General features: G+C 74.0%; 18 protein-coding genes and 1 pseudogene. All 19 read left to right on the top strand.

Annotated features, from left to right (window positions below; genetic code table 11):
• Window positions 1–31 precede the first annotated feature (31 nt).
• On the top strand, window positions 32–1,171 hold the full coding sequence (mnmA, locus tag OG335_RS14370) for a tRNA 2-thiouridine(34) synthase MnmA (protein ID WP_405011490.1): 1,140 nt from the start codon (window positions 32–34) through the stop codon (window positions 1,169–1,171).
• 59 nt (window positions 1,172–1,230) lie between these two features.
• Window positions 1,231–1,761, top strand: coding sequence for a TIGR00730 family Rossman fold protein (locus tag OG335_RS14365; protein ID WP_405011489.1), 531 nt, complete (start codon window positions 1,231–1,233; stop codon window positions 1,759–1,761).
• A 14-nt stretch (window positions 1,762–1,775) separates the two neighbouring features.
• Window positions 1,776–2,465, top strand: coding sequence for an SDR family oxidoreductase (locus OG335_RS14360; protein WP_405011488.1), 690 nt, complete (start codon window positions 1,776–1,778; stop codon window positions 2,463–2,465).
• A 50-nt stretch (window positions 2,466–2,515) separates the two neighbouring features.
• Entirely contained in the window at window positions 2,516–3,526 is a 1,011-nt protein-coding gene (locus OG335_RS14355) for a methionine synthase (RefSeq protein WP_405011487.1), read from the top strand.
• 18 nt (window positions 3,527–3,544) lie between these two features.
• Window positions 3,545–5,911 carry an NAD-dependent DNA ligase LigA gene (gene ligA / locus OG335_RS14350; protein ID WP_405011486.1) on the top strand — a complete coding sequence of 789 codons (2,367 nt, stop codon included), beginning with the start codon at window positions 3,545–3,547 and terminating at the stop codon, window positions 5,909–5,911.
• Between the two features lie 361 nt (window positions 5,912–6,272).
• A pseudogene (locus tag OG335_RS14345) lies at window positions 6,273–7,922 on the top strand (EAL domain-containing protein); the annotation flags it as partial.
• An 85-nt stretch (window positions 7,923–8,007) separates the two neighbouring features.
• Window positions 8,008–8,970 (top strand): hypothetical protein, encoded by a 963-nt coding sequence (locus OG335_RS14340; protein ID WP_405011485.1) that lies wholly within the window; start codon window positions 8,008–8,010, stop codon window positions 8,968–8,970.
• Between the two features lie 161 nt (window positions 8,971–9,131).
• Window positions 9,132–9,428 carry an Asp-tRNA(Asn)/Glu-tRNA(Gln) amidotransferase subunit GatC gene (gatC, locus tag OG335_RS14335; RefSeq protein WP_033820075.1) on the top strand — a complete coding sequence of 99 codons (297 nt, stop codon included), beginning with the start codon at window positions 9,132–9,134 and terminating at the stop codon, window positions 9,426–9,428.
• A gap of 3 nt (window positions 9,429–9,431) precedes the next feature.
• Window positions 9,432–10,925 carry an Asp-tRNA(Asn)/Glu-tRNA(Gln) amidotransferase subunit GatA gene (gene gatA, locus OG335_RS14330; RefSeq protein WP_405011484.1) on the top strand — a complete coding sequence of 498 codons (1,494 nt, stop codon included), beginning with the start codon at window positions 9,432–9,434 and terminating at the stop codon, window positions 10,923–10,925.
• A complete protein-coding gene (locus OG335_RS14325; protein WP_405011483.1) occupies window positions 10,922–11,161 on the top strand; it encodes a hypothetical protein in 240 nt (79 codons plus the stop codon). Before gatA ends, OG335_RS14325 begins: the two co-directional genes overlap by 4 nt.
• Before the next feature lie 39 nt (window positions 11,162–11,200).
• The gene (gene gatB, locus OG335_RS14320) at window positions 11,201–12,700 is read left to right on the top strand and encodes an Asp-tRNA(Asn)/Glu-tRNA(Gln) amidotransferase subunit GatB (RefSeq protein ID WP_405011482.1); all 1,500 of its coding nucleotides are present in this window, start codon (window positions 11,201–11,203) and stop codon (window positions 12,698–12,700) included.
• A gap of 201 nt (window positions 12,701–12,901) precedes the next feature.
• Window positions 12,902–13,084 (top strand): hypothetical protein, encoded by a 183-nt coding sequence (locus OG335_RS14315; protein ID WP_405011481.1) that lies wholly within the window; start codon window positions 12,902–12,904, stop codon window positions 13,082–13,084.
• Window positions 13,085–13,215: 131 nt separating this feature from the next.
• Window positions 13,216–16,263, top strand: a complete 3,048-nt coding sequence (locus OG335_RS14310) for an AAA family ATPase (protein ID WP_405011480.1) — start codon at window positions 13,216–13,218, stop codon at window positions 16,261–16,263.
• 310 nt (window positions 16,264–16,573) lie between these two features.
• Complete coding sequence (locus OG335_RS14305; RefSeq protein ID WP_405011479.1) at window positions 16,574–19,600, top strand: putative bifunctional diguanylate cyclase/phosphodiesterase; 3,027 nt, start codon at window positions 16,574–16,576, stop codon at window positions 19,598–19,600.
• Between the two features lie 293 nt (window positions 19,601–19,893).
• Entirely contained in the window at window positions 19,894–21,747 is a 1,854-nt protein-coding gene (locus OG335_RS14300; RefSeq protein WP_405011478.1) for an acetolactate synthase large subunit, read from the top strand.
• Window positions 21,748–21,782: 35 nt separating this feature from the next.
• Complete coding sequence (gene ilvN, locus OG335_RS14295; protein ID WP_380553057.1) at window positions 21,783–22,307, top strand: acetolactate synthase small subunit; 525 nt, start codon at window positions 21,783–21,785, stop codon at window positions 22,305–22,307.
• Window positions 22,308–22,412: 105 nt separating this feature from the next.
• A complete protein-coding gene (gene ilvC, locus OG335_RS14290; RefSeq protein ID WP_405011477.1) occupies window positions 22,413–23,411 on the top strand; it encodes a ketol-acid reductoisomerase in 999 nt (332 codons plus the stop codon).
• A 216-nt stretch (window positions 23,412–23,627) separates the two neighbouring features.
• The gene (serA, locus tag OG335_RS14285) at window positions 23,628–25,208 is read left to right on the top strand and encodes a phosphoglycerate dehydrogenase (protein ID WP_405011476.1); all 1,581 of its coding nucleotides are present in this window, start codon (window positions 23,628–23,630) and stop codon (window positions 25,206–25,208) included.
• A 296-nt stretch (window positions 25,209–25,504) separates the two neighbouring features.
• A complete protein-coding gene (locus OG335_RS14280) occupies window positions 25,505–25,666 on the top strand; it encodes a hypothetical protein (RefSeq protein WP_405011475.1) in 162 nt (53 codons plus the stop codon).
• Window positions 25,667–25,802: the final 136 nt, after the last annotated feature.

Raw genomic sequence — 25,802 nt, 5'->3', positions numbered from 1 at the left:
CCGCGGCCGACCCCGTACCCTGGTGGGCATCATGAGTGACTTCCCCGGCGCCCCGACCACCCCCTCCGACGGCCGCCGCCTGCGCGTGCTCGCCGCGATGTCCGGCGGGGTCGACTCCGCCGTCGCCGCCGCCCGCGCCGCCGAGGCCGGACACGAGGTGACCGGCGTGCACCTGGCGCTCGCGTCCAACCCTCAGTCCTTCCGCACCGGCGCCCGCGGCTGCTGCACCCTGGAGGACTCCCGGGACGCCCGCCGAGCCGCCGACGTCATCGGCATCCCGTTCTACGTGTGGGACCTCGCCGAGCGCTTCCGCGAGGACGTCATCGACGACTTCGTCGCCGAGTACGCCGCCGGGCGCACCCCCAACCCGTGCCTGCGCTGCAACGAGAAGATCAAGTTCGCCGCGCTGCTCGACAAGGCCGTCGCCCTCGGCTTCGACGCCGTCTGCACCGGCCACTACGCCCGCATCGTCGAACTCCCCGGCGGCGCCCGCGAGCTGCACCGCGCCGTCGACGCCGCCAAGGACCAGTCGTACGTCCTCGGCGTGCTCGACGCCGACCAGCTCGCCCACTCGCTCTTCCCCCTCGGCGACACCACCAAGGACGAGATCCGGCTGGAGGCCGAGCGCCGCGGACTCGCCGTCGCCAAGAAGCCCGACAGCCACGACATCTGCTTCATCGCCGACGGCGACACCCAGGGCTTCCTCGCCCGCCACCTCGGCACCGCCACCGGCGACATCGTCGACGCCGACGGCACCAAGCTCGGCGAGCACGACGGCGCGTACGGCTTCACCATCGGCCAGCGCAAGGGCCTGCGGATCGGCCGCCCCGCCGCCGACGGCAAGCCCCGCTACGTGCTCGACATCTCACCCGTCACCAACACCGTCACCGTCGGCCCCGCCGAGGGCCTCGACGTGCACGCGCTCACCGCGATCAGACCGCGCTGGTGCGGGACCCCCGCCGAGGGCGAGGGCCGCTACACCGCCCAGCTCCGCGCCCACGGCGAGGAGGTGCCCGTCACCGCCGCCGTCGACGGCGGCGAGCTGCGGGTGCGCCTCGACGCCCCCGCCCGCGGCATCGCGCCCGGCCAGGCCGTCGTGCTGTACGACGGCACCCGCGTCGTCGGCTCCGCCACCATCGCCACCACCGAGCGGCACGCCCTCACCCCCTGACCCGACGGGCCGGAAACCCGGTGAGCGGCTCCGGCGCGCCGTGGTAGACCTGAGGGCCTATGAACATCACCGTCTTCTGCTCCGCGTACTCGCTCGACGACCGCTACACCGCCCCCGCCGCGGAATTCGCCCGGCTCCTCGGCGAGGGCGGCCACACCCTCGTCTGGGGCGGCTCGCACGCCGGCCTCATGGGCCGGCTCGCCGACGGCGTCAAGGAGGCCGGCGGCCGGCTCGTCGGCATCTCCGTCGACCTGCTCGCGCACAAGGCGTACGAGGGCGCCGACGAGCTCGTCTCCGCCCCCGACCTCGCCGCCCGCAAGGCCCTGCTGCTGGAGCGGGCCGACGCCCTCGTGGTGCTGGTGGGCGGCCTCGGCACCCTCGACGAGGTCACCGAGGTGCTGGAGCTGAAGAAGCACGCCCTGCACGCCAAGCCGGTCGTCGTCCTCGACACCGAAGGCTTCTACACGGGCCTGCGCACCCAGCTGGAGCGCATGGACACCGAGGGCTTCCTGCCCCGCCCGCTCGCCGAGCTGGTCATCTTCGCCACCACTCCCGCCGAGGCCCTCGCGGCGCTCGGCCGGGCCGCCTGAGAGGACGCCCCCGCATGGGCACCCACCTGATCACCGGCGCGGGCTCCGGCATCGGCGCCGCCGTCGCGACCCGCCTCCTCGCCCGCGGCGAGGAGGTCCTGCTGCTCGCCCGCGACGCCCGCCGCGCCACCCAGCTGCGCGAGCGGTTCCCCGGGGCCGCCACCCTCGTCGGCGACCTCGCCGACCCCGCCAAGCTCTCCTGGGCCTTCGGCCACCAGCACCTGCCCGTCGAGATCGACTCCCTGCTGCACGTCGCCGGGGTGGTCGAGCTCGGCCACGTCGGCGACCTGCCCGTCAAGGCCTGGCAGGAGCAGCTGAACGTCAACGCCGTCGCACCCGCCGAGATCACCCGGCTCCTGCTGCCCTCGCTGCGCCAGGCCCGCGGCCACGTCGTCTTCGTCAACTCCGGTGCCGGGCTGGCCGCCCACGCCAACTGGAGCGCGTACGCCGCGAGCAAGTTCGCCGTCCGCGCGCTCGCCGACGCGCTGCGCGCCGAGGAGCACGCCAACGGCGTCCGCGTCACCACCGTCTACCCCGGCCGCACCGCCACCCCCATGCAGGAGAAGGTGCACCGCCAGGAGGGCCGCGACTACGACCCCGCGCAGTGGATCGACCCGGAGTCCGTCGCCACCGCCGTCGTCACCGCCCTCGACCTCCCGCGGGACGCCGAGATCACCGAGATCACCGTCCGGCCCGGGCGCTAGGTCCCGTCCGGCGCCCGCCCGCCCGGCCCCCGCCCGTTAGGCTCGTGCCCGTGAGCACTGAGCACCCCTTCCCCGAGCTGTACGGCGCCGCGACGGGCGTCGGGTCGATGCCCGGCACCGACGCCCGCGAGGCGGCCAGGACGGCCGTCGGCGCCCTGGAGCAGCTGCCCCACCTGCCGGAGCTGCCCGCCCGCGGCCCCGGCGCCGACATGATCGGGCGTGGTGCCGGGCTGCTCGTCGAGCTCTTCGCCCAGACCGAGCCGAGCGGCTGGCGGTTCACCGACCGGCCCGGTCGCGACACCCGCCGCGCGCGCTCCTGGCTCGGCGAGGACCTCGACGCCCTGGAGGAGTTCACCCAGGGCTGGGAGGGCGCGGTCAAGGTGCAGGCCGTCGGCCCGTGGACGCTCGCCGCCTCGATCGAGCTCAAGCACGGCGAGAAGGCCCTCGCCGACCCCGGCGCCTGCCGCGACATCACCGGCTCCCTCACCGAGGGCCTGCGCCGCCACCTCGCCGACGTCCGCCGCCGCATCCCCGGCGCCCGGGTCGTGCTGCAGCTCGACGAGCCGTCGCTGCCCGCCGTGCTCGAAGGATCCGTGCGGACCGCCAGCGGCTTCCAGCGGCTGCGCTCCGTCGACCGGCAGGTCGCCGAGGAGGCGCTGCGCTCCGTCGTCCGCGCCCTCGACGTGCCCGTCGTGGTGCACAGTTGCGCCTCCGGCGTGCCGCTGCCGCTGCTGCGCCGTGCCGGGGTCGCCGGGATCTCCCTGGACTTCGGGCTCCTGACGGAACGTGACGACGACGAGCTCGGCGAGGCGGTCGAGGCCGGCACCGTGATCCTGGCCGGTGTGGTGCCCTCCGCCGGTGACGGATTGTCCGACCCGGCCGGTAGTGTCCAGGGTGTCAGGAGGTTGTGGCGCAGGCTCGGGCTCGGCCCGGAGCTGCTGGGCCGCCGGGTGCTGGTGACGCCCACCTGCGGGCTGTCGGGGGCGTCCCCCGCGTACGCCCGGCAGGCGCTGTCACACAGCGTGAAGGCGGCGCGGAGCCTGGTGGACAACCCGGAGTGAGACGGTAGGAGGAGCACGGTGGCGGCTGTCGAGGGCTGGGACCAGGTCCCGGCGGAGGCACGGGAGCGGCACGCCGCGCTGGCGGCCGAGATCGAGGACCACCGGTTCAAGTACTACCAGCTCGACACCCCCGTGGTCAGCGACGCCGAGTTCGACCGGCTGATGCGCGAGCTGGAGGCCGTCGAGGCCGAGCACCCGGTGCTGCGCACCCCCGACTCGCCCACCCAGAAGGTCGGCGGCGCCGTCACCGGGCTGTTCGCCGCCGTCGAGCACCGCGAACGCCTCCTCAGCCTCGACAACGCCATGGACGGCGACGAACTCGCCGCCTGGGCCGACCGGGTCGCCACCGAGCTCACCGGCATCGACTACCACTACCTGTGCGAGCTCAAGGTCGACGGACTCGCCGTCAACCTCACCTACGAGAACGGCCGCCTGGTGCAGGCCGCCACCCGCGGCGACGGCCGGGTCGGCGAGGACATCACCGCCAACGTCCGCACCATCAGGGAGATCCCGCACCGGCTCCACGGCGACGACGTGCCCGCGCTGGTCGAGATCCGCGGCGAGGTGTACTTCCCCACCGAGGCCTTCGACGCGCTCAACGCCTCCTTCGCCGCGGAGAACGAGCGCCGCACCGCGGAGAACGAGCAGCGCGCCAAGGAGGGCAGGCGTCCGCAGGCGCTCGTCCGGCTCTTCATGAACCCGCGCAACGCCGCCGCCGGCTCGCTGCGCCAGAAGGACCCGCACGTCACCGCGGCCCGCCCGCTGCGCATGGTCGTGCACGGCATCGGGGCGCGCACCGGCTTCGACATCGACTGCCAGTCGCACGCCTACGAGCTGCTGCGCGCCTGGGGCCTGCCCACCGCCCGCCACAACCGCGTCGTCGGCACCCTCGACGAGGTCCGCGCCTTCATCCGGCAGTACGGCGAGCAGCGGCACTCCGTCGAGCACGAGATCGACGGCGTCGTGGTCAAGGTCGACGAGATCGCCCTGCAGGGCCGGCTCGGCGCCACCTCCAAGTCGCCGCGCTGGGCGATCGCCTGGAAGTACCCGCCGGAGGAGGTCACCGGGAAGCTGGCCGCCATCGAGGTCGGCATCGGCCGCACCGGCCGGGCCACCCCGTACGCGGTGCTCGCCGAGCCGGTGAAGGTGGCGGGCTCGATGGTGCAGTACGCCACGCTGCACAACCAGCAGGTGGTCAAGGCCAAGGACGTGCTGCTGGGCGACACCGTGGTGCTCCGCAAGGCGGGCGACGTCATCCCCGAGATCCTCGGCCCGGTGTACGACCTGCGCGACGGCAGCGAGCGGGAGTTCGTCATGCCCGCCGCGTGCCCCGAGTGCGGCACCGCGCTGCGGGCGATGGCCGAGGGCGACATCGACCTGCGCTGCCCGAACGCCCGGCACTGCCCGGCCCAGATCCGCGAGCGGATCGCCTTCCTCGGCGGACGCTCCTCGCTCGACGTCGAGGGGCTGGGCTACGTCGCCGCCACCGCGCTGACGCAGCCGCTGGACCCGGCCGACGCGCCTGTCAAGGACGAGGGGGACATCTTCGGCCTCTCCGCGGAGCAGCTGCTCCCGATCCGGGTGCTCGTCCGCGACCCGAGGACCGGCATGCCCAAGCTCGACGACACCACCGGCGAGGAGAAGGAGGTGTTCTTCTTCGCCACCACCGCGGGCGAGCCGAAGAAGACCACCGGGCTGCTCCTGGACAACCTGGAGAAGGCCAGGGAGCGGCCGCTCTGGCGGTTCCTCAACGGCCTGTCGATCCGGCACGTCGGGCCGGTCGCCGCGCAGGCGCTGGCCAGGGAGTTCCGCGACCTCGACGCGGTCTTCGCGGCCGACGAGGAGCGGCTCGCCGCCACCGAGGGCGTCGGTCCGGGCACCGCCCGCGCCGTCCGCGAGTGGTACGCCGAGGACTGGCACCGCGAGATCCTGGAGAAGTGGCGGGCCGCCGGGGTGCGGTTCACCGAGGAGGGCGTCGAGGAGCAGGGCGAGCGCCCGCTGGAGGGCCTCACCGTCGTCGTCACCGGCACCCTCGCCGGCCACACCCGGGACGGCGCCAAGGAGGCGCTGACCTCCCGCGGGGCGAAGGTGACCGGCTCGGTGTCGAAGAAGACGCACTTCGTGGTGGCCGGCGACAACCCCGGCTCCAAGTTCGACAAGGCCGTCCAGCTCGGCCTGCCGGTGCTCGACGACGCCGGCTTCGCCGTCCTGCTCGCCGACGGGCCCGACGCCGCCCGCGCCCACCTGGGCCTCGACACCGGCGAGGCCGGGGACACCCCCGGCGCCGCCCCCGCCGACGCCCCCGCGGACGGGACCGCCGACGCCCCCGCGGACACCGCCGGAGCCGCCGCGGACGGGACCGGCGACGAGGCCGCCGGAGCCTGACCGCCGCATCCTGTTATCGTCCTGACACCGCGTCACGGGGTGCGCCGGCCGGAAAGTCGGGCATTCTGTCACTGTCCGGCAGCGGTCTGCCGGTGACGCGCCCAGGGTTGTCCGAAACTCCGCCCTGCCGGCGGACACCGGCTTACCCTTGGCGCAACAGCGAGTCAGGCGGGTGAACGGCGGCGGCCTGGGCCGCTGCCCGTGGGGATCACCGGAACCTGACGTCCACCGGCACCGGATGCGGTGCCTCACCGTAAGGCGGCCCGGCGGGGGCGGGGCCCGACGGAGGACTGGGCATATGGATCGTACGACCGGCGGCGCGCCCACACGCCCGCCGCAGGGGGTGGCAGGGGCGGTCCTGCTGCTCGGCGTGCTGCTGGCCGGGGCCGCGCCGCTCATCCCGCTGGCCGTCCTGGTCTACCGGTACGAACCCGAACTGCTGCCGCTGTTCGCCGTCCCGCTGGCCGTCCTGGTCGCCGCCTGGCGGATCGCCCGGGACCGCGCCAGGGACCAGCTCACCGACCACCTCACCGACCTGCCGAACCGTCAGGCGCTGCTCCTCGCGGCCCAGGAGGCCATCGCCCGGCACGACGGCGAGGACGACTACAGCGTCGGCGTCATCCTGCTCGACCTCGACCGCTTCCGGTCGCTCAACGACGCCCTCGGCCACACCGCCGGCGACCGCCTGCTGGTGCACATCGCCCGCCGGCTGCACCGGGCGCTGCGGGCCGGCCACGCCCGGCCCTCCGGCGTCACCTCCCGCTCCGCCCCGGTCGAGGTCGCCGCCGCCCTGTCGGCGCCCGGCCACCGCGGCGCCCGGCCGGTGGTGGCCCGGATGGGCGGCGACGAGTTCGCGGTGCTGCTGCCCGGCCTCGGCGACCCCGGGACGCTGGAGCGGCTCGCCCGCGCCCTCATCGCCGAACTCGCCGCACCGATCCGCCTGGACGGCCTGCTGCTCGTCCTGGAGGCCAGCGCCGGCGTCTGCGTCTACCCCACCCACGCCCAGGACGCCGAGGCGCTGCTGCGCCGCGCGGACGTCGCGATGGGCCACGCCCAGCGCGGCCGCAGCGGCGTCGAGGTCTACCACGAGGCCCAGGACATCGACACGCCCTTCCGCATCGGCCTGCTCGGCGACCTGCGGCGCGCCCTGGAGACCGGCGAGGTGCAGCTCCACTACCAGCCGAAGGTCGCCTTCGACGGCCGGGTGGTCGGCCTGGAGGCCCTGCTGCGCTGGGACCGCCCCGGGCAGGGCCGGGTGCCGCCCGACGAGTTCATCGGCCTCGCGGAGTCCAGCGGCCTCATGCCGCGGCTCACCGACTACGTGCTGGAGGCGGCCGTCGGCCAGCTCGCCGCCTGGCGCGACCAGGGCCTCCTGGTGCCGGTGGCGGTCAACGTCTCCCCGCGGGACGTCCTCAACCCCGGCTTCGCCGCCCGGGTGGCCGGCCACCTCACCCGGCACCAGGTGCCCGCCCACGCGCTCCAGCTGGAGATCACCGAGCGGCTGCTGCTCGACGACTCCCGCCGCGCCGCCGAGACCCTCGCCGAGCTCCGCCGCTACGGGGTCGGCATGTCGCTGGACGACTTCGGCACCGGCCACTCCTCGATGGCCCGGCTGCGCAGCCTGCCGGTCGGCGAGCTGAAGATCGACCGCTCGTTCGTCTCCCGGATGGTCGCCGACGACCACGACGCCGCGGTGGTGCGCTGCTCGGTCGAGCTCGCGCACTCGCTGGGCCTGACCGTGGTCGCGGAGGGCGTCGAGGACGACGAGACCTGGGAGCGGCTGCAGGGCATGGGCGTGGACGCCGTGCAGGGCTGGCTCGTCTCGGCCGCGCTCCCCGCCGACCAGGCCACCGCCTGGCTGATGGTGCGGCAGGCCGGCACCCCCCGGGTCGAGCGGCTCGCGCCGCAGCCGTCCGCCCCGCACGTGCCGCCCGTGCCGCAGCCGCGGTCGCTGCCGGTGGTGCCCGCCCAGGCCGAACTGCCCGCGCCCGCGCCGACCACCCAGACCTGACCCGGGCCCGTCCTTGTTGCGGATGCGGTGACTCCGGTGGAGTGTGACCCTCTGAGCACACACCGGACGCGTCGAAGGAGACCCCGTGAGCGAGCAGCGCACGGTCGCAGTGCTGGCCGGCCTCGCCCTGCTGGCGGGTGCCGCCGCGTGCGGCCAGGCCGGGAACGGCCCCGCGGCCGGCGGCACGGGCCCGGCCGCGGCGGCGGCCACGGGCTCCGCCGGCGGCGGTACGGCCTCCGCGGGCCCGTCCGGCGCGTCCTCCCCGGCGGCCCCGGCCGCCTCGGCCGCTCCCGCGAACGGCGTGGAGGCGCTCCCCGCGGGCGAGATCGTCGACCGCTCCGTGGCCGCCCTCAAGGGGGCCGGCTCGGTGCGGATCACCGGCAAGGGCACCAGCGGCGGCCAGTCGGTCACCTTCGACCTGGCCGCCGACACCGACGGCAACTGCGCGGGCACCATGGGCCTGAGCGGCCAGGGCAGCTTCCGGCTGGTCAAGCTCGGCACCCAGCTGTGGGTGAAGCCCGACGCGGTGTTCTGGCTCGGCCACGGCGGGCCCGCCGCCCAGGACCTGGTCGGCGACAAGTACCTGAAGACCACCACCGACAACACCGACTTCTCCGCCATGGGCACCGTCTGCGACCTGGACGCCCTCGGCGGCTCCCTCGCCGACCGGGCGGGCGTCCTCGCGGTCGGCGGCACCGCCACCGTGGCGGGCGTCCCGGCGGTCACCGTCACCGGCGACGGCGAGGACGGCCGCAGCACGCTGGCGGTGGCCACCCGCGGCGCGCCGTACCCGCTGCAGGTGGAGCGGACCGGCGGCGTCGAGACCGGCCGGGTCGACCTGAAGGAGTTCGGCGTGCCCGTGCCCACCACCACCCCCTCGCCCGCCGAGACCGTCGACCTCGACGCGCTGAACGGCGGCGGCACCGACGACGGCAGCGGGTCCGCCGACCCCGCCTACCCGTCCGACCCCGCCGACCCGTCCGGCTCCGCGGAGCCGTCCGAGCCGTCGGAGCCCGAGCCGGTGAACCCCGTCGGCCTGCCGCTCTGACCGCCGGCCGCCGCGCCGGGCCCGCGCCCGCGACCGCCCCGCCCGGCGTCGCGGGCTTCTGCGTCACGGGGCGCCGCGGTGTGCGCCCTAGGATGTGTCCCTAGACCAAGAGGACGGGCCCGCCCCCGGTCTCACCCGAACCCGAACCTGAGGATCGCTGCATGCCTGGCATCACGCGCGAGGAGGTCGCCCACCTCGCCCGGCTGTCGCGTCTGGAGTTGCAGGCCGAAGAGCTGGACCACTTCGCCGAGCAGCTCGACGTGATCATCGGCGCGGTCGCCCGCGTATCCGAGGTCGCCGGACAGGACGTCCCGCCGACCTCCCACCCGCTGCCGCTGACGAACGTCATGCGCGCCGACGAGGTGCGGCCCTCGCTCACCCCCGAGCAGGCCCTCTCCGGCGCACCGGCCAGCGAGGAACAGCGTTTCCGTGTGCCCCAGATCCTCGGGGAGGACTGACCGATGACCGAGCTCATCCGCTACACCGCCGCAGAGACCGCCGCCGCGATCGCCGCCGGCCGGGTCTCCGCCGTCGAGGTCGCCCAGGCGCACCTGGACCGCATCGACGCCGTCGACAAGAAGGTCAACGCCTTCCTCCACGTCGACACCGAGGGCGCGCTGAACGCCGCCCGCGCCGTCGACGAGAAGCGCGCCCGCGGCGAGGAACTCGGCCCGCTGGCCGGCGTCCCGCTCGCCCTCAAGGACGTCTTCACCACCAAGGGCGTCCCCACGACCTGCGGCTCGAAGATCCTCGAAGGCTGGGTCCCGCCGTACGACGCCACCGTGACGACCCGTCTGAAGGACGCCGGCGTCGTCGTGCTCGGCAAGACCAACATGGACGAGTTCGCGATGGGCTCCTCCACCGAGAACTCCGCCTACGGCCCCACCGGCAACCCGTGGGACCTCTCCCGCATCCCCGGCGGCTCCGGCGGCGGCTCCGCCGCGGCGCTCGCCGCGTACGAGGCCCCGCTCGCCATCGGCACCGACACCGGCGGCTCGATCCGCCAGCCCGGCGCCGTCACCGGCACCGTCGGCGTCAAGCCGACCTACGGCACCGTGTCGCGCTACGGCCTCGTCGCGTTCTCCTCCTCGCTCGACCAGGGCGGCCCGTGCGCCCGCACCGTCCTCGACGCGGCGCTGCTGCACGAGGCCATCGCCGGGCACGACCCGCTCGACTCCACCTCGGTCGACGCCCCCGTGCCCGCCGTCGTCGCCGCCGCGAAGCTCCGCGACGTCCGCGGCATGCGCATCGGCGTCGTCAAGGAGTTCGGCGGCGAGGGCTACCAGGCCGGCGTCATGCAGCGCTTCCACGAGTCCGTGGAACTGCTGCGCGAGCTCGGTGCGGAGGTCGTCGAGGTCTCCTGCCCGTCGTTCACCCTCGCCCTGCCCGCCTACTACCTCATCGCGCCCAGCGAGGCCTCCTCCAACCTGGCCCGCTTCGACGCCATGCGGTACGGCCTGCGCGTCGGCGACGACGGCACCCGCTCCGCCGAGGACGTCACCGCCCTCACCCGCGAGGCCGGCTTCGGCGCCGAGGTCAAGCGCCGCATCATCCTCGGCACGTACGCCCTCTCCTCGGGCTACTACGACGCCTACTACGGCTCCGCGCAGAAGGTCCGCACGCTCATCTCGCGCGACTTCGACGCGGCCTTCGCCGGCGTGGACGTGCTGATCTCGCCCACCACCCCGACCACGGCCTTCCCGATCGGCGAGCGCGCGGACGACCCAATGGCCATGTACCTCGCCGACCTGTGCACCATCCCGTCGAACCTGGCGGGCAACGCGGCCATGTCGCTGCCCTGCGGCCTGGCCCCGGAGGACAATCTCCCGGTCGGCCTCCAGATCATCGCCCCCGCGATGGCGGACGACCGCCTGTACCGCGTGGGCGGCGCCGTCGAGGCCGCACTCAACGACAAGTGGGGACACCCCCTGCTGGAGGAGGCACCGGCTCTGTGAGCAGCATCGCGAAGGCCAAGGGATTCAAGCACTCCAAGCCCGGCCTCTGGCTGTCCATCGGCACCACCGCGTTCGGCGCGGTCTCGATCGCCAAGGACGTCAAGAAGGCCCGCGGCGACCACGACACCCTCAAGCTGATCAACGCCCTGGTCGGGGCCGCCGCCCTGATCACCGGCACCGCCCTGCTGCTGCGCGAGCTCAGGCAGCTCGGCGACGACGACGTCCTGCTGGGCTGACGGGCCCGCACCTCTCAAGATTTCAACGAAGGGGGCGCAGTGAGCGCCATTAGCCTGGTCTCGTACGAGGACGCTCTTGCCTCGTACGACCCGGTGATGGGCCTTGAGGTCCACGTCGAGCTGGGGACCAAGACCAAGATGTTCTGCGGCTGCTCGACCGAGCTCGGCGCCGATCCGAACTCCCAGACCTGCCCGACCTGCCTCGGCCTGCCCGGCTCGCTGCCGGTCGTCAACGCGGTCGGCGTGGAGTCGGCGATCCGCATCGGTCTGGCCCTGAACTGCTCGATCGCCGAGTGGTGCCGGTTCGCCCGGAAGAACTACTTCTACCCGGACATGCCGAAGAACTTCCAGACCTCCCAGTACGACGAGCCGATCGCCTTCGACGGCTACCTCGACGTGCAGCTGGAGGACGGCGAGATCTTCCGCGTGGAGATCGAGCGCGCCCACATGGAGGAGGACACCGGCAAGTCGACCCACGTCGGCGGAGCCACCGGCCGCATCCACGGCGCCTCCCACTCGCTGCTCGACTACAACCGGGCCGGCATCCCGCTCATCGAGATCGTCACCAAGCCGATCCAGGGCGCCGGCGAGCGGGCCCCCGAGGTCGCCAAGGCGTACGTCGCCGAACTGCGCGAGCTCATCCGGGCGCTCGGCGTCTCCGAGGCCCGCATGGACAAGGGCCAGATGCGCTGCGACGTCAACCTGTCGCTGCGCCCCAACGGCACCGAGACGTTCGGCACCCGCAGCGAGACGAAGAACGTCAACTCCCTGCGCAGCGTCGAGCGGGCCGCCCGGTTCGAGATCCAGCGGCACGCCACCGTCCTCACCGACGGCGGCACCATCGTGCAGGAGACCCGGCACTTCCACGAGGAGAACGGCAGCACCACCGCCGGCCGGATCAAGGACAACGCCGAGGACTACCGGTACTTCCCGGAGCCCGACCTCGTGCCGATCGCCCCGGCCCGTGAGTGGGTCGAGGAGATCCGGGCGTCGCTGCCCGAGCTGCCGCGGGTGCGCCGCGCCCGCCTGCAGGCCGAGTGGGGCCTGTCCGACAAGGACATGCAGGCCGTGCTGAACGCCGGCGCGGTCGCACCGATCCTGGAGACCATCGCCGCCGGCGCCCCCGCCGACCAGGCCCGCAAGTGGTGGCTCGGCGAGCTCGCCCGCCGCGCCAACGAAGCCGGCACCGACCTCACCGACCAGCCGATCACCCCGGCCCAGGTCGCCCGGGTCTGCGCCCTGGTCGCCGAGGGCAAGCTCAACGACAAGCTGGCCCGCCAGGTCATCGAGGGCGTCCTCGCCGGCGAGGGCGAGCCGGACGAGGTCGTCGCCGCCCGCGGCCTGGCCGTCGTCTCGGACGACTCCGCGCTCGGCGCGGCCGTCGACCAGGCCATCGCCGACAACCCGGACGTCGCCGCGAAGATCCGCGACGGCAAGGTGCAGGCCGTCGGCGCACTGGTCGGGGCGGTCATGAAGACCACCCGCGGCCAGGCCGACGCGGCCCGCGTCAAGGACCTCATCCTGGCCAAGCTGGTCTGAGGCCCCGCACTCCACGGAACCCGCCCCGTCGCCCCGGCGACCGGGCGGGTTCCGTGCGTCCGGCCCCGACCGGCAGACGCCCTAAGGCACCCCCGGACGTCCCCTAAGGCCCCGCACCCCGCGGAGATCCGGCATCCTGCCGATGCGGCGCACCCCCCTGGGCGAGGAGGCTCGTGGTCGACGACGAACGAGGGGACCCCGATGATCGAGTACGAGCTCATCCGGCAGCAGCAGGCCGAACTCCACCGGCAGGCAGCCCACGCCCGGCTCGCCCGGGAGGCCGCCGAGGCCGCCCGCGGCGACCGGACGCCCGCCCGCTGGCGGCGGTTCGCGGACGGCGTACGCCCGGCCGGCCGGCGCCCCGCGCGCACGGCCGAATGCTGACAGAACGGTACGACCCGGCCCTCCGGCCGGCGCACGGAGGGGAGGACGCCGACGGCGCCTCCCCTCCCGGCCGTCCGGACCGTGGGAAAACCCCTCCGAACCCGTCCGGCCCGTGTGGCATGCTCGCCGCCATGGAGCAGCAGTACTCGGTGAGCCCCGTCTTCGTCGGCCGCGGCACGGAGTGCGAGGCGCTCGCCGCCGCGCTGCGCCGCGCGGACACCGGCGAACCCCAGGCCGTCCTGGTCGGCGGCGAGGCCGGGGTGGGCAAGACCCGCCTCGTCGAGGAGTTCCTCGCCACGGCCGCCGCCGCGGGCGCCGTCACCGCCCTCGGCGGCTGCCTGGAGATCGGCGCCGAAGGCCTGCCGTACGCCCCGCTGGCCACCGCGCTGCGCCGCCTGCACCGGTTGCTCGGCGCAGACCTGGAACAGGCCGCCCGCGGCATGGAGGGCCACCTCGCCCGCCTGCTGCCGGACTTCGGCGAGGCCGACGGCGAGCCCAACAACGAGTACGGCCGCGCCCGGCTCTTCGAGCACACCGAGCGCCTCTTCGAACGCCTCGGCGCGGAGCGCACCCTCGTCCTCGTCGTCGAGGACCTCCACTGGTCGGACCGCTCCACCCGCGAACTGCTCGCCTACCTCATCCGCACCCTGCACCGCGCCCGGGTGATGATCGTCGCCACCTACCGCACCGACGACCTGCACCGGCGCCACCCGCTGCGGCCCTTCCTCGCCGAGCTGGAGCGCCAGCGCACCGTGCAGCGCCTCGAACTCGACCGCTTCGACCGGCCCGAGGTGACCGCCCAGCTCGCCGGGATCCTCGGCACCGAGGCCCCGGAACTGGCCCTCGTCGACCGCATCCACCGCCGCTCCGAGGGCAACCCGTTCTTCGTCGAGGAACTCGCCACGGCCCACCAACAGGGCTGCCTCGCCGGGATGACCGACTCGCTCCGCGACATCCTGCTGGTACGCGTCGAGGCCCTGCCCGACGCCACCCAGCAGGTGCTGCGGATCGCCGCCGAGGGCGGATCCTGCGTGGAGCACGCCCTGCTGGCCGCCGTCCTCGACGAGGGCGAGGAACGCCTCATCGAGGCGCTGCGCACCGCCGTCGGCGCCAACATCCTGCGGCCCGACCCCGACGGCGAGGGCTACTGCTTCCGGCACGCGCTCGTCCGCGAGGCCGTCTCGGACGACCTCCTGCCCGGCGAGCGCCACCGCATCAACCGCCGCTTCGCGGCCGCGCTGGAGGCCGACCCCTCCCTCGTCGGCGGGGACGTCAGGCCCGCCCGGCTGGCCAACTACTGGTACCACGCGCACGACCCCGCCCGGGCCCTCCCCGCCGCCCTGGACGCCGCCCGCGCCGCCCGCCGCCGCAACGCCTTCGCCGAGCAACTGCGCATGCTGGAAAGGGCCCTGGAACTCTGGGACGAGGTCTCCGAGGAGGACATGGCCCGCACCCTGCGGCCCTACGACTGGGCGGAGACCTACCCCGCCTGCACGTGCGCGCGCAGCACCCACGACGAGGCCTGCGACCGGCTGAAGATCGTCGACGTGCTCGCCGAGGCCGTCGTCGCCGCCCGGCGCAGCGGCGAACGCGAACGCGGTCTCAGCCTCGCCAAGCGCGCCGTCGGCATGGTCGACGAAGGCCGCAGCCCGTTGCGCGCGGCGTGGTTCCGGATGCAGCGGGCCCGGATGCTCGGCCACCTGCACCGGCCCGGCGGCGACACCGAACTGGAGCACGCCCGGCAGCTGGTCGCCGACCTCGGGCCGTCCGCGGTGCAGGCCGAGGTGTTCGCCCTGGAGGCCTCCCACGCGATGCTGCGCCGGCCCGGCCCGGGCCACCTGGAACTCGCCGAACGGGCCGTGCGGATCGCCCGCGAGGTCGGCGCCGTGGACGTCGAGCAGCACGCCCGGATGACCCTGGCGGGCCTCACCGCCGACTTCGGAGACCCGGCCGCCGCCCAGGCGCTCCTCGCGGACGCGGTGGAGCGCGCCCGCGAGATCGGCACCCCCGACCTCTACCTCCGCGGCCTCAACAACCTGGCCAGCCTGCTCAACGACCTCGGCCGCTCCGAGCGGGCCGCCGAGGCGGCCGAGCGCGGCCTGGAGGCGGCCGGCCGCACCGGCCTGCTCGGCAACACCGGGTCGATCCTGTCGGGCAACCTGGTGGAGGCGCTGATCACGGCGGGCCGCACCCGGCGGGCCGCCGAGGTGCTCGACGACTGGGACACCGACCCGGCCCGGGCCTCCAGCCACGAGTTCCGGTACCGCCTGCACGCCGAACTCGCCCTGCTGGACGCCGACCCGGAGAGCGCCGCCGCCCACCTCGCGCAGTCCCGCGCGGCCGGGCGCAACGACCAGCCGCAGCACACGCTGCCGGCCGCACGGGTCGCCGTCAGCGTCGAGGCGCGCCTGGGGCGGCCGCTCGCGGCCCGGGCGGAGCTGCTGGCCGTGCTCGACGCCGGGCTGCCCGCGGGCAGTGCCGCGACCGTCCTGCCGCTGCTCGCGGCCGCCGCCGCCGCCGAGGCCGACGCCCGCGCGCTGCCCGCCGCGGCCGAGGGCCGGGCCGCCGTCCTGGCCCGGATCGCCGCGGCGGCGCCGCCGGGCACCGGCGTGCCGCTGCACACGGGCTGGGCCCTCCTGCTGGAGGGCGAACTCGCCCGCGCGGCCGGCGACGACGAACGGGCCGCCGCCTCCTGGCAGGCGGCGATCGACGTGCTGCGGCCGTGCGGACCGCCCGGTCCGACGGCCCTGGCCCTGCTGCGGGCCGCCGAGTGCGCCGCCGCGGCCGGGCGGCGCGAGGAGGCGCGGACGCTGCTGCGGGAGGCCGCCGACCTCGCCGGGAGGGCCGGGGACCGGCACCTGGCGGCGGAGGCCGCCCACCTCGCCGACCGGGCCGGGCTCGCCGCGGCGCCCGCCGGCCCGCGGGTGCCCGTCCAGGCGGCCGGGCCGGAGGCCGTCCTCGGTCTCACGCCGCGCGAGCACGACGTGCTGCGGCTGCTGGCCCTGGGCCGGACCAACCGGCAGATCGCGGAGGAGCTGTACATCTCGCCGAAGACGGCGAGCGTGCACGTCTCCAACATCCTGGCGAAGCTCGGGGTGGCGGGCCGCGGCGAGGCGGCGGCGGTCGCGCACCGGCTGCGGCTCTTCGGTGCGGACGGCCCCGCGCGGGCGGGCGCCTGAGGTCCGCCGGTTGGGCCGATCGGGGGGCGTGACCGGCACAACGGGGCGCACGGCACATTCCGGGCGCCCGTGCCGCCGCCCGCCGGACCGGCACGGAAGCCTCCGCCGCCACCGGCACCATTACTCTAAGTTGAGCATGCGTGCCGTTGAGTGACCGTTGTGGTGTAGTGTCCCGGGTGGGAACACTGGTACGGCACGGCGGAACAGGCCCCCCGCGACGCGATGGTGACGTGGCGTCAGGGTGCGTCTGATCGCTGCGAAGCCGAGGTCCGGGAGCGGACGAGCCCCGGGCCGGAGGGGGAGATGTCGAGTGAACTCCACCGATGCGCTGCTGCCCGCCGCAGCCCCGGCCTCCGCGGCGCAGGACGCCGCCGGCCCGCGACGCCGGTCCGCGGCGCGCCCCGCCCGCAGGCCCGGGCTCCCGGGGCTGCCGGCCGGCGTGCTGCTCGTGGTCGCCGCCGCGTACACCGTCGGGGCGGCGCTCGGCTGGGGGACGCACGAGCTCGCCCTGGTCATGGGTGACTTCGGCCTCGCCGCCGCCGCGGCCGCCGCCGCGCTCTCCTGCCTCGTGCACAGCCTCCGGATCGGCGGCCCGGCCCGGCCGGCCTGGCTGCTCTTCGGCCTCGCCTCCGCCGTCGTGGCTTTCGGGAACGGCGCCTGGGGCTGGTACGAGGTCGTCCTGCGGACCCCGCTGCCGCAGGACTCGCCCGCCGACTACGCCTTCCTGCTGTTCGCGCCGCTCGCCATCACCGGACTGCTGGTGCTGGCCCAGCGGCCCCGCACCGCGGCCGGATGGTTCTGCCTGCTGCTGGACGGCTGGCTGGTCGCCGGGTCGCTCTTCACGCTGAGCTGGAGCCTCGCGCTCGGCCGCACCGCACAGGGCCAGTCCGGAGACCCGCTGGACGTCGCCCTCGCGCTCGCCTACCCGGTGATGGACATCCTGCTGGTCAGCCTGGTGGTCGGTCTGCGCTTCCGGCGGCGCGACGGCAACCGCGCCGCGGTGCACACCGCGATGGTGGCGCTCGCCGTCACCGTCGTCTGCGACGCCCTCTTCACCTCGCCCGAACTGCGCAGCAGCTACCACTCGGGCGAACTCCTGGACGCCGGCTGGTTCGCCGGCAGCCTGCTGCTGGCCTGGGCGCCGTGGTCGCCGGGCGCCCGGCGCCCCTCCCGCGAGCACCCCTCCGCGGGCGGCGTCCCGCGGCGCCGGGTGGCCTCCACCTTCAGCGCCCTCACCCCGTACGCGGCCGCCGCCGTCTGCACCGCCGGCATCCTCTACAACGCGCTCGGCGACGAGCACCCGGTCGACCGCGTGGTGCTCGCCGCCGCCTGCACCGTGGGCCTCGCCCTCATCGTGCGGCAGGGCGTGATGCTGCTCGACAACCTGTCGCTCGCGCAGGAGCTCGCCCACAAGGAGTCGCACTTCCGCTCCCTGGTGCAGGGCTCCAGCGACGTCATCATGATCGCCGGGGCGGACGGCGTGCTCTCCTACGTCAGCCCCGCCGCGCTGGGCGTCTACTCGCGCGACCCGGAGGACCTCGTCGGCGGCAACCTGCTGACCCTGGTGCACCCCGAGGACGTCGACCGGGTGCTCCGCGAGGTGCGCCGCTTCCTGGCCCGCGGCCACCTGCCCGGGCTCGCCGAGAGCACCGAGCCCTCCGCCCGGGTCGAGTGCCGGATCCGCTCCGGCACCGGCGAGTGGCTGCACGTCGAGTCCACCGTCAACCGCCACCGCGACGGACTGATCCTCAACAGCCGGGACGTCACCGAGCGGGTCCGGCTCCAGGCGCAGCTCCAGCACAACGCCTTCCACGACCCGCTCACCGACCTGCCCAACCGGGCGCTGTTCGCGCAGCGCCTCGGCGCCGCGCTCGCCGGCCCCGCGGGCGGCCGGGCCGGCGGCGGGCGCGAGCCGGCCCCGGGCCGCACCGGGGCCGCCGTCCTCTTCGTCGACCTCGACGGCTTCAAGGCGGTCAACGACAGCGTCGGCCACCAGGCCGGCGACCAGCTGCTGGTGCAGGCCGCGGGCCGGCTCCGGCGCGCGGTGCGCTCCGGCGACACCGTCGCCCGGTTCGGCGGCGACGAGTTCGCCGTGCTCGTCTGCGGCCGGCTCGACCCCGAGCGCGTCCAGGACCTGGCCGAGCGGGTCCGCGCCGCCCTCTCCGAGCCGTACTGGATCGGCGGCACCGAGCTCGGCGTCGCCGCCAGCATCGGCATCGCCATCGCCCCGCGCGACCACGGGCCCGGCGCCGGCCCGAAGGCCGCCACCGACGAGCTGATGCGCAACGCCGACCTCGCGATGTACCGGGCGAAGTCCGAGGGCAAGGGCCGGGTGGTGCTCTACCAGGCGGGGATGCGGGCCGACCTGGAGCGCCGGGCCGACCTGGAGAGCCGCCTGCGCACCGCCGTGCGCGAGGGCGGTTTCACCCTCCTCCACCAGCCGGTCGTCGACCTCGCGACGGGCCAGGTCGTCGGGGTCGACGCGCAGGCCCGCTGGCGTTCCGCGCAGGGGCTGCTGCTCACCCCGGCGGAGTTCCTGCGGACCGCGGAGCAGGGCGACGCGGCCGCGAGGTTCGCCCGCTGGATGCTGCAGGAGGCGGTGGCCGCGGCCGCCGCCCGCCGCCGCGAGTGGTCCTGCACCGTGCCGGTACGGGTGCGCCTCAGCGCCGAGCGGCTCTGCGCCCCCGGCCTGTACGAGGCGGTCGCGGCCGCCCTCCGCGAGACCGGCCTGCCCGCCGAGCAGCTGGTGGTGGAGCTGGCCCGGACGGGCCCGGACCGCACCGCAGACGAGCTCGGCCGGCGGCTCGCCGCGCTGCGCCGGCTCGGGGTGTCGACCGCGGTCGGCGGGTTCGGCGCGGGCAGCGGCTCTCTGGGGGCGCTGGCCCGGCTGCCGTTCGACCTGCTCGGGCTCGACCGCAGCCTCGTCCAGGACGTCGCCGACTCGGCCCTGGCCCGCGCCCTGGCCGGCCACGCGCTGCGGCTGGGCCGCGATCTCGGCCTGGTGACGGGGGCGGACGGGGTGGACCACCCGCGCCAGGCCGCCGTCCTGCGGGAGCTCGGCTGCCGTCAGGCGCAGGGCCAGGCGTTCGCCCCGGCACTCGACGAGGCGCGGCTGAGACGGGCGCTGGCCCGCCGCGCGTACCCGGTGCCGCGGCCGCTGGGGGCGCCCGCGGGCCGGCGGTCGCATCCCGGCGCGGAGGCCCGACCGGGTGGCCGGGCGGACGGCGGGCAGGGCCGGGCCGGCCCGCTCCACACCGCCTCCGACCTGCCCGAACGCCATGTCGTGGGCGGTCCGCAAGGGGGTCCGCATGGCGAGACTGCAATCCCACCAGCTTGACACCCCATGCCGCAGGGGAGGAAGGTCGGTGCCATGCGCACCCGAATTCTCGTACTTGGCGGGCGCGTCGGCTGAGTGGGCCTGTGTGCTCCACTGCATGAGACCGACGCGCCACCCCTCGCATGCCCTGGGCACGAGGGGTTTTTTGTTGCACGCGAACCGTTCCACCTTCGCCAGACCACTGGCCCCAAACGCCACACATCGGGACGATTGGGGCAGAGCCGGAGACCGGCCCACCGCACGGCAGGACCCTCAACTGCCGGGGCCGGCAGAACCCGAGAAGAGACAGGCAGATGACTGAGCACGCCGCATCCCCCCGCCGCGGGGACACCCCGGCAGCCCACGCTCCGGGTCCCCAGACGACCGTCGAGACCATGACCGGAGCGCAGTCGCTCATCCGCTCGCTCGAAGCCGTAGGCGCGGACACGGTCTTCGGCATCCCCGGCGGGGCCATCCTCCCCGCCTACGACCCGCTGATGGACTCCACCAAGGTCCGCCACATCCTCGTCCGGCACGAGCAGGGCGCCGGCCACGCGGCGACCGGGTACGCGCAGGCCACCGGCCGGGTCGGCGTCTGCATGGCGACCTCCGGCCCCGGCGCCACCAACCTGGTCACCCCGATCGCCGACGCCTACATGGACTCCGTGCCGATCGTCGCGATCACCGGCCAGGTCGCCTCCAAGGCGATCGGCACCGACGCCTTCCAGGAGGCGGACATCTGCGGCATCACGATGCCGATCACCAAGCACAACTTCCTCGTGACCGACCCGGCCGAGATCCCCCGGGTCATCGCCGAGGCGTTCCACATCGCGGCCACCGGCCGGCCCGGCCCCGTCCTGGTCGACATCGCCAAGGACGCCCTGCAGGCCACCACCGTCTTCCGCTGGCCCGTCGAGACCTCGCTGCCCGGCTACCGCCCGGTCACCAAGCCGCACGCCAAGCAGATCCGCGAGGCCGCCAAGCTGCTGGTCGGCGCCCGGCGCCCGGTGCTGTACGTCGGCGGCGGCGTGCTCAAGGCCCAGGCCGCCACCGAGCTGCGCATCCTCGCCGAGCTGACCGGCGCCCCCGTCGTCACCACCCTGATGGCGATCGGCGTCTTCCCGGACAGCCACCCGCAGCACCTCGGCATGCCCGGCATGCACGGCTCCGTGCCCGCGGTCACCGCGCTGCAGAAGGCCGACCTGCTCTTCACCCTCGGCGCCCGCTTCGACGACCGCGTCACCGGCAAGCTCGACAGCTTCGCCCCCAACGCCAAGGTCGTGCACGCCGACATCGACCCCGCCGAGATCGGCAAGAACCGCCCGGCCGACGTGCCGATCGTCGGCGACGCCCGCGAGGTCCTCGCCGACCTGATCGTCGCCGTCCAGGCCGAGTACGACGCCGGCCACCGCGGCGACTACACCGAGTGGTGGTCGAAGCTCGACGAGTGGAAGAAGACCTACCCGCTCGGTTACGAGCCGGCCCCGCCCGGCGAGCTGTCCCCGCAGCAGGTCATCGAGCGGATCGGCCGGCTCGTCGGGCCGGACGCCATCTACGCGGCGGGCGTCGGCCAGCACCAGATGTGGGCCAGCCAGTTCATCACCTTCGAGAAGCCGGCCACGTGGCTGAACTCCGGCGGCGCCGGCACCATGGGCTACGCCGTGCCCGCCGCGATGGGCGCCAAGGCGGGCAAGCCGGACACCCCGGTCTGGGCGATCGACGGCGACGGCTGCTTCCAGATGACCAACCAGGAACTGGCCACCTGCGCGCTCAACAACATCCCGATCAAGGTCGCCGTCATCAACAACGGCTCGCTGGGCATGGTCCGCCAGTGGCAGACGCTGTTCTACAACCAGCGGTACTCCAACACCGTGCTGCACGCCGGCCCGGAGCACGACGGCATCGAGCCGCCCGCCCGCGGCACCCGCATCCCCGACTTCGTGCTGCTCTCCGAGGCGATGGGCTGCGTCGGCCTGCGCTGCGAGCGCCCGGAGGACCTCGACGCGGTCATCAAGCAGGCCATGGAGATCAACGACCGCCCGGTCGTCATCGACTTCATCGTCCACCAGGACGCCATGGTCTGGCCGATGGTGGCCGCCGGCACCAGCAACGACGAGATCCTCGCCGCCCGGGACGTGCGCCCGGACTTCGGCGACGACCTCGACTGAAGCCCCCACGGACAGATAGAGAGCCAATGACCGTCATGTCCAAGCACACCCTCTCCGTCCTGGTCGAGAACAAGCCCGGCGTGCTCGCCCGCATCGCCTCCCTGTTCTCCCGGCGGGGCTTCAACATCGACTCCCTCGCCGTCGGCCCGACGGAGCACCCGGACATCTCCCGGATGACCATCGTGGTCAACGTCGAGGACCTCCCGCTGGAGCAGGTGACCAAGCAGCTCAACAAGCTGGTCAACGTGATAAAGATCGTCGAGCTGGACCAGGCCCAGGCCGTCCAGCGCGAGCTGGTCCTGGTGAAGGTCCGCGCGGACGCCGAGTCCCGCTCGCAGATCGTCGAGATCGTCCAGCTGTTCCGCGCGAAGACCGTCGACGTCTCGCCCGACGCGGTGACCATCGAGGCCACCGGCAGCAGCGACAAGCTGGAGGCGATGCTCCGCATGCTCGAGCCGTACGGCATCAAGGAGCTCGTCCAGTCCGGTCTGGTGGCGATCGGGCGCGGTGCCCGGTCGATCACCGACCGCTCGCTGCGCGCCCTCGACCGCAGCGCGTAGCCGAGCCGTCTCACCACCTGAAGCAACGCCCCACACCCCGCCGGGTCACCGTACGGTGGAGACCGCACCACCCGGCATCACCATCACGCAAGGAGATGTGCCCCCGTGGCCGAGCTGTTCTACGAAGACGACGCCGACCTCTCCATCATCCAGGGCCGCAAGGTCGCGGTCATCGGTTACGGCAGCCAGGGCCACGCCCACGCGCTGTCGCTCCGCGACTCGGGCGTGGACGTCCGTGTCGGCCTCCTGGAGAGCTCCAAGTCCCGTGCCAAGGCGGAGGAGGCCGGCCTGCGCGTCGTCACCCCGTCCGAGGCCGCGGCCGAGGCCGACGTCATCATGATCCTGGTGCCGGACCCGATCCAGTCCGACGTGTACGAGGAGGCCATCGCGCCGAACCTCAACCCGGGCGACGCCCTGTTCTTCGGCCACGGCCTGAACATCCGCTTCGGCTTCATCAAGCCCCCGGCGGACGTCGACGTCTGCATGGTCGCCCCGAAGGGCCCGGGCCACCTGGTCCGCCGCCAGTACGAGGAGGGCCGCGGCGTCCCGTGCATCGTGGCCGTCGAGCAGGACTCCACCGGTGGCGCCTTCGACCTGGCGCTCTCGTACGCCAAGGGCATCGGCGGCACCAAGGCCGGCGTCATCAAGACCACCTTCACCGAGGAGACCGAGACCGACCTGTTCGGTGAGCAGGCCGTCCTCTGCGGTGGCACCGCCGCCCTGGTCAAGGCCGGTTTCGAGACCCTGGTCGAGGCCGGCTACCAGCCGGAGATCGCCTACTTCGAGTGCCTGCACGAGCTGAAGCTCATCGTCGACCTCATGTACGAGGGCGGCCTGGAGAAGATGCGCTGGTCGGTCTCCGAGACCGCCGAGTGGGGCGACTACGTGACCGGCCCCCGCATCATCACCGCCGACACCAAGGCCGAGATGAAGAAGGTCCTCACCGAGATCCAGGACGGCACCTTCGCCAACACCTGGATCGCGGAGTACAAGGCCGGCCTGCCGAAGTACAACGAGTACAAGAACGCCGACGCCGAGCACCTGCTGGAGACCACCGGCAAGAAGCTCCGCAAGCTGATGAGCTGGGTCGACGAGGAGGCGTAAGCGCCTCCGGAGGTCCTTCCTCCTTGTACAACACGGCTGTTCCCGTCCGGGTGATTTCGCCGGACGGGAGCAGCCCGTGCACCAGCCCGCCGATACACTTCCGAGTGCGCGTCAGGCCCACAGCGTCGTGCGTCTCCTACGCGGCATGCCACCTTCCCCCGCCGAACACGCCACCTACGTGCCGGGGCGAACCGGACAGTTAAGGACAACACTGTCGTGAGCAAATCCGTCGTTCTGATCGCCGAAGAGCTGTCGCCCGCCACCGTCGACGCCCTCGGTCCCGACTTCGAGATCCGGCACTGCAACGGTGCCGACCGCACCGAGCTGCTGACCGCCATCGCCGACGTGGACGCGATCCTCATCCGCTCCGCCACCAAGGTGGACGCCGAGGCCCTGGCCGCCGCGAAGAAGCTGAAGGTCGTCGCCCGGGCCGGTGTCGGCCTCGACAACGTCGACGTCTCCGCCGCCACCAAGGCCGGCGTGATGGTCGTCAACGCGCCGACCTCCAACATCGTCACCGCCGCCGAGCTCGCCTGCGGTCTGCTGATCGCCAGCGCCCGGCACATCGCGCCCGCCAACGCCGCGCTCAAGCAGGGCGAGTGGAAGCGCAACAAGTACACCGGTGTCGAGCTCTCCGAGAAGGTGCTGGGCGTCGTCGGCCTCGGCCGCATCGGTGTGCTGGTCGCGCAGCGCATGTCGGCCTTCGGCATGAAGATCGTCGCGTACGACCCCTACATCCAGGCCGCCCGCGCGGCCCAGATGGGCGTCAAGCTCGTCTCGCTGGAGGAGCTGCTGGAGGTGTCGGACTTCATCACCGTCCACCTCCCCAAGACCCCCGAGACGATCGGCCTGATCGGCGACGAGGCGCTGCACAAGGTCAAGCCGTCCGTGCGCATCGTCAACGCCGCCCGCGGCGGCATCGTCGACGAGGCCGCGCTCGCCTCCGCGCTGAAGGACGGCCGCGTGGCCGGCGCCGGCCTGGACGTCTACGCGAAGGAGCCGTGCACCGACTCCCCGCTGTTCGCCTTCGACAACGTGGTCGCCACCCCGCACCTGGGCGCCTCCACCGACGAGGCCCAGGAGAAGGCCGGCATCGCCGTCGCGAAGTCGGTGCGCCTCGCGCTCGCCGGTGAGCTCGTGCCGGACGCGGTCAACGTCCAGGGCGGCGTGATCGCCGAGGACGTGCGCCCGGGCCTGCCGCTCGCCGAGAAGCTCGGCCGGATCTTCACCGCGCTGGCCGCCGAGGTGGCCGTCCGCCTCGATGTCGAGGTCCGCGGCGAGATCACCCAGCACGACGTCAAGGTGCTCGAACTCTCCGCCCTCAAGGGTGTGTTCGAGGACGTGGTGGCCGAGACGGTGTCGTACGTCAACGCCCCGCTGTTCGCGCAGGAGCGCGGTGTCGAGGTACGCCTGACGACCTCCAGCGAGAGCCCCGAGCACCGCAACGTCATCACCGTGCGCGGCACGCTGGCCGACGGCGGCGAGGTGGCCATCTCCGGCACGCTCTCCGGCCCGAAGCAGATCCAGAAGATCGTCGGCGTGGACGGCTTCGACGTCGACGTGGCGCTCACCGACCACATGGCGTTCTTCACCTACGAGGACCGGCCCGGCGTGGTCGGCACCCTCGGCCGCATCCTCGGCGACGCCGGCATCAACATCGCCGGCATGCAGGTCGCCCGGGACGGCTCCGGCGCGCTCGCGTCCATCACCGTCGACAGCGAGATCTCGCAGGACGTGCTGAACGCCATCGCCGCCGAGATCGGCGCGAAGTTCGCCCGCGCGGTGAACCTCGGCTGAGTCCCCCCAGGGCTGTGACCAGGGCCCGGACCGCTTCGGCGGTCCGGGCCCTGCGCGTTCCCGCCGGTGTTGGCGGCCGTTCGCGTCTCAGATACTAGGAAATCCAACTATTCGTGCAGACAACCCGGCCGGACCGTCGTACGGTGAAAGGGTCATACGGTGAGCCACCCCCGAAGCCCGGGGCGCGTGGCCCGTGTGCGCGCACGTACGCGCATCCGGCAGGCGATCCCTGCCCGCGGCGTACCAACCCTCCCCACCCCGGCGCCCTCGAGCGGCGCATGCATCAAGGAGTCGGTATGCCCCCCGTCGCAGACCGCCACGCCCCCGCCACCCCCACCGCCCCCGCGCCGCGCCGCCGCCGGCGCAGCGAACCCGCTCCCCGGCGCGCCGCCGACGCGCTGCAGCGCGCCCTCGACCGCCGTGACAACGGCGGGGTGACGGGTCATCACCTGCACTGACGACCCCGCTGGGCCGAAAGACTGACGTGGCGTCACTCCAACGAGTGCACCATGGCCACGGACGAGCGAAAGGGCTCGCCCTCCCCGGCGCGATGATCCTAATTTGGGCCGTCCGGGAGGGTGATCGACGTCCGCA

This window comes from Kitasatospora sp. NBC_01539 (assembly GCF_045040525.1).
In the GTDB taxonomy this organism is placed as follows: Bacteria; Actinomycetota; Actinomycetes; order Streptomycetales; family Streptomycetaceae; genus Kitasatospora.
This window is presented reverse-complemented; position numbering and strand designations above follow the sequence as displayed.

Bases quoted from the DNA above. Each gene is read 5' to 3' on its own strand.
- OG335_RS14280 (WP_405011475.1), top strand. From the start codon at position 25,505: ATGCCCCCCGTCGCAGACCGCCACGCCCCCGCCACCCCCACCGCCCCC.
- ilvN (WP_380553057.1), top strand. From the start codon at position 21,783: ATGTCCAAGCACACCCTCTCCGTCCTGGTCGAGAACAAGCCCGGCGTG.
- OG335_RS14360 (WP_405011488.1), top strand. From the start codon at position 1,776: ATGGGCACCCACCTGATCACCGGCGCGGGCTCCGGCATCGGCGCCGCC.
- OG335_RS14315 (WP_405011481.1), top strand. From the start codon at position 12,902: ATGATCGAGTACGAGCTCATCCGGCAGCAGCAGGCCGAACTCCACCGG.
- mnmA (WP_405011490.1), top strand. From the start codon at position 32: ATGAGTGACTTCCCCGGCGCCCCGACCACCCCCTCCGACGGCCGCCGC.
- OG335_RS14300 (WP_405011478.1), top strand. From the start codon at position 19,894: ATGACTGAGCACGCCGCATCCCCCCGCCGCGGGGACACCCCGGCAGCC.
- OG335_RS14310 (WP_405011480.1), top strand. From the start codon at position 13,216: ATGGAGCAGCAGTACTCGGTGAGCCCCGTCTTCGTCGGCCGCGGCACG.
- gatC (WP_033820075.1), top strand. From the start codon at position 9,132: ATGCCTGGCATCACGCGCGAGGAGGTCGCCCACCTCGCCCGGCTGTCG.
- OG335_RS14365 (WP_405011489.1), top strand. From the start codon at position 1,231: ATGAACATCACCGTCTTCTGCTCCGCGTACTCGCTCGACGACCGCTAC.
- gatA (WP_405011484.1), top strand. From the start codon at position 9,432: ATGACCGAGCTCATCCGCTACACCGCCGCAGAGACCGCCGCCGCGATC.